A 3,773-nucleotide genomic window follows, 5' to 3' on the forward strand; every position below is an offset into this window, starting at 1 on the left:
TCGGCCTCGACCAGCGCGGCGCGCGCCCGCGGCCCGTCGCTCGCGTCGAGGGCGGCGATGCCCGCGCGCACCTTGGTGCCGCCGAGGTCGATGCCGACGACGTACCCGTCCGCGTCGCGGGCGTCCACGAGGCTCATGCGCCCACCTCCAGCAGCCGGGCGGGCGTGCGCGCCGTCATCCGCTCGATCGCGTCCTCGGGCACCCCGTGCGCGGCGAGCGCCGGCAGGAACCGATCGGCGAGGTGGGCGTAGCCCAGCTGCCCGTGCGTGCCGGGGTTCATCCAGACCTCGGCGCCGGTGAGGTCCTGTGCGAGCACGATCCGGTCGGCGTACCCGTCGGCGACGAGTTCGGCGACGAACTCGACCCGACCGCGGTCGGAGCGCGCGAAGGACCGCTTCGGGAACTCGCCGTCGGGCCGCTCGGCCGCCGGCTCGAGGAAGAAGTCCCACACCTCCTTGCCGATCGTGTCGACGGCGATGAGCGCGCCGCGGTCGAGGATGCTGCGCGCCAGGTCGACGCTGAGCTGCGTGTCGAGGTGGCCGATCACCACGCGGTCGAGGTCGACGCCTTCCGAGGCGAGCAGGTCGACCTGCTCGTGCGCCATGGTGCCGTGCGTGGTGTGCGTCATGATCGCCAGCCCGGTCTCGCGGTGGGCGCGTGCGACGGCGCGCAGCACGCGATCCTCGAACGGCGTGATCTCGCCGAGGCTCGTGGCCTGCTCGCCGAAGATGCCGGCGCGGATGCCGCTGCCGCCGATGCCGTCGACGGCGTCGGCGACGAACCGGGCGGTGAGCTCGTCGAGCGTGGCCTCCCTCGCCCACGCCGGGGCGTACGCCTCGAGGTAGAGCGCGGTCCCGCTGACGATGTGCAGCCCGCTGCGCTCGGAGATCTCCGCGAGCATCGCGATCTCCGCGCCATCCGGGTCGCGCCCGACCACGCCGTACGGCGAGAGGTCGACGACGGTGCCGAAGCCCCGCGCCTCGAGCCCGGCGAGCGCACCGACCGCGAGGTCGATCCGGTCGTCGCGGGTGCCGGTGGTGAGCCACGGCCCCGGGGTGAGCGACAGCAGGTGCTCGTGCGGCATGACCCGGCCGAGCTCGGAGGGCGGCACCGGGCCGCGCACGGTCATGACGTCGGCCATCCGACATCCTTTCGTTCGTTCCGGCGGATCGCCGGGGTGGGAGGGGCCGCGAGCCGGCCGGGCCCCTCCCCGGATGATCAACCGCCGGTGACGCTCGAGGGCGGCTCCACGCCGTAGTCCGCCTCCCAGCCCTCGACGAGGTTGTCCTTCGTGACCTTGGTCGGGTCGGATGCCACGAGCTCGGGCGCGTCCTTGCCGAGCACGCCGTAGGCTCCCGCCCGGGCGAGCCCGGCGCCGATGTCGAGCGAGCCGTTGCCGACCATGCCGGCGACGTTCGTGCCGGTGACCATCGCGGCGGCGACCGTCGTGTCGAGGTCGTTGGTGACGACCTGGATGTCGGTGCGACCGGCTGCCCGGATGGCGGCGAGCACGCCCTGCGCTGCCGTCGCCCACGAGACGTAGATGCCCTTCAGGTTCGGGTTCTTGGCGATCATCGCCGCGGCGGCGGCCTGCGTCGCGGTCTCGTCGGCGAAGCCCTGCTCCTCGACGACCTCGATGTCGGGGTACTCGTAGGCGAGCCAGTCCGTGAACGACTGGTCGCGCTGGTTGGTGAACCAGAAGTTCGCGTTGAACGTGAGGACGCCGACCTCGCCCTCGCCGCCCAGCGCGTCGCCGAGGATCTCGGCGTTCGCGCGTCCGGCCTTGGCGAGGTCCTCGGTGACGATCGAGACGAACTCGTCGCCGGCGGCGTAGCCCTCGGGCGGCGTGGTCATGATGACGAGCTTCGCGCCCGCGTCGAGGATCGGCTGGAACGACTTCGCCGCCGAGGTGGGGTCGACCGCGATCGCGACGACGATGTCGGGGTCGAGGGCCATGACGGTCTGGACGTTGTTGGCCTGGGTGCCGGCGTCGAAGTTCGCCTGGGTGCTCGCGACGACCTCGATGCCGAGCTCCTCGAACTCGGCGCGGGCGCCTTCCTCGACGGCCGCGACGAAGTCGCCGGAGGTGTGCCACACGAACGCGGCCGTGAGGTCGCCCTCCTGCACCTCGGCGAGTTCGTCGTCGGTGAGCTCGAGTTCGCCGAGCGCTCCGGGCTGCTCGCCGTTGGGGCCCTCGAACTCGAGGCTCGGCTCGGCGGCCGGTGCGCCCGGCTCGGCCGGTGCGGCCGCGGTGCCCTGCGCGGCGCAGCCGCTGAGCATCAGGGCGGATGCGACGGCGCCGACGAGCGAGACCCTCAGGGCTCGAGTCGGGGTGAGCGGTGATCGTGCCATGGTGTGTGACCTTCCTGTGCGGACGTACCTGGGTGCGACGACCGGCCGGCCTGGTGCATGTCGTCGGCGAGCGTGCGTTGCCATTTTGATTTCAGTACGCAACCAAAGTCAAGACTTCTCTCGAATTTCAACGCGAGAATCGCCTCGGAGCGTCGGATCGACCGTGCTCGGGCAATGCTTTACGCTCAGACTGAGCGGAAATCAGGAGGTCCGATGGTCAACGACATGCGCCGACTGAACAGGACGGCGGTGCTGACCGAGCTGATGCGCATCCGGCCGGCGAGCCGGAAGCAGCTCGCCGCGGCATCCGGCATCTCCGCCGCGACGGTCACGCGCGCGGTCGAGCAGCTCATCGCCGAGGGCGTCGTGGTCGAGGCATCCGAGCTGGTGTCGGAGCAGCGCGGCCGCCGCGCGGTGCTCCTCGACCTCGTCGCGGATCGCGCGTTCGTCGTGGGCATCGACGTCGGCGCGTCGAACACGCGCATCCTGCTCGCCGACCTCGTGGGCACGCCGATCGAGCACCGCGAGCTGGCGACCCCGGTCGAGGCGGATGCCGCGGGGCTCGCCACGTGGCTCGCCTCGGCGGCACGCGACATCGCGGGCGATCGCTGGGACCACGTCGCGGGCCTGTACCTGGGCCTCCCGGGCGCGGTCGGACGCGACGGGTCGACGATCTCCAACGCTCCGAACCTGCCGCAGGTGGAGGAGCCGGGGTTCCTCGACCTCGTCCGCGCGGACGCGGATCGGCCGGTGCGGGCCGACAACGACGCGAACCTCGCCCTGCTCGGCGAACAGCACTTCGGCGCCGCGCGCAACGCGCCGACGGCGGTGATGGTCACGATCGGCACCGGCCTCGGTGCGGGCATCGCGATCGACGGCCGGATCCTCCGCGGCGCGCACGGCGTCATCGGCGAGTTCGGGCAACTGCCGGCGGGCCCGCTCGGCACCCGGCTGGAGCTCATGGTGACCGGCCCGGGCATCCTGCGCCTCGCGGCCGAGGCGGGCGTGCGACTCGACTCGCCGGCCGACCTCTTCGCGACCGACGCCGCCGAGCCCGTGCGCGCGCTCCGCGCCCACTTCGACCAGGCCATGCTCATCGTGCTCACCGCGGCGACCGTCTCGTGCGAACCCGAGGTCATCGTGCTCGGCGGCGGCATCGCGAAGTCGCTCGCCCGCGACCTCGGCCGCTACGAGACCGTGCTCGAGCACCACCTCGGCGCGGCGCCGCATCTCACGGCGTCGGAGCTCGGCGACTTCGCCGGCGCGACGGGCGCGGTCGTCGCCGCGCTGCACGAGGTGTACCGCGGCATGGGCATCGACGAGCGCGCCTTCGGCGACCTCCCGGTCGCGGCGGAGGCGGAACCTCGGTGAGGACGCTCCGCACGGGTGACGGCCGCCCGGCACCCGCGCGGACGGTCCTC

General features: G+C 72.8%; 3 protein-coding genes. 1 reads left to right on the forward strand and 2 read right to left on the reverse strand.

All coding sequences use genetic code 11. From position 1 onward, the window contains the following. Positions 1-133: 133 nt before the first annotated feature. Together ESO86_RS13225 and ESO86_RS13230 are read right to left on the reverse strand one after the other, a co-directional pair. Positions 134-1,141 (reverse strand): phosphotriesterase family protein, encoded by a 1,008-nt coding sequence (locus ESO86_RS13225; protein WP_129235442.1) that lies wholly within the window; start codon positions 1,139-1,141, stop codon positions 134-136. A 77-nt stretch (positions 1,142-1,218) separates the two neighbouring features. Continuing rightward, positions 1,219-2,352 (reverse strand): substrate-binding domain-containing protein, encoded by a 1,134-nt coding sequence (locus tag ESO86_RS13230; protein ID WP_129235443.1) that lies wholly within the window; start codon positions 2,350-2,352, stop codon positions 1,219-1,221. A 213-nt stretch (positions 2,353-2,565) separates the two neighbouring features. Between ESO86_RS13230 and ESO86_RS13235 the strand changes: the two genes are divergently transcribed. Beyond that, positions 2,566-3,723, forward strand: coding sequence for an ROK family transcriptional regulator (locus tag ESO86_RS13235; RefSeq protein ID WP_165307809.1), 1,158 nt, complete (start codon positions 2,566-2,568; stop codon positions 3,721-3,723). Positions 3,724-3,773 lie beyond the last annotated feature (50 nt).

It is taken from the genome of Agromyces binzhouensis, assembly GCF_004135055.1.
Lineage (GTDB): Bacteria > Actinomycetota > Actinomycetes > Actinomycetales > Microbacteriaceae > Agromyces > Agromyces binzhouensis.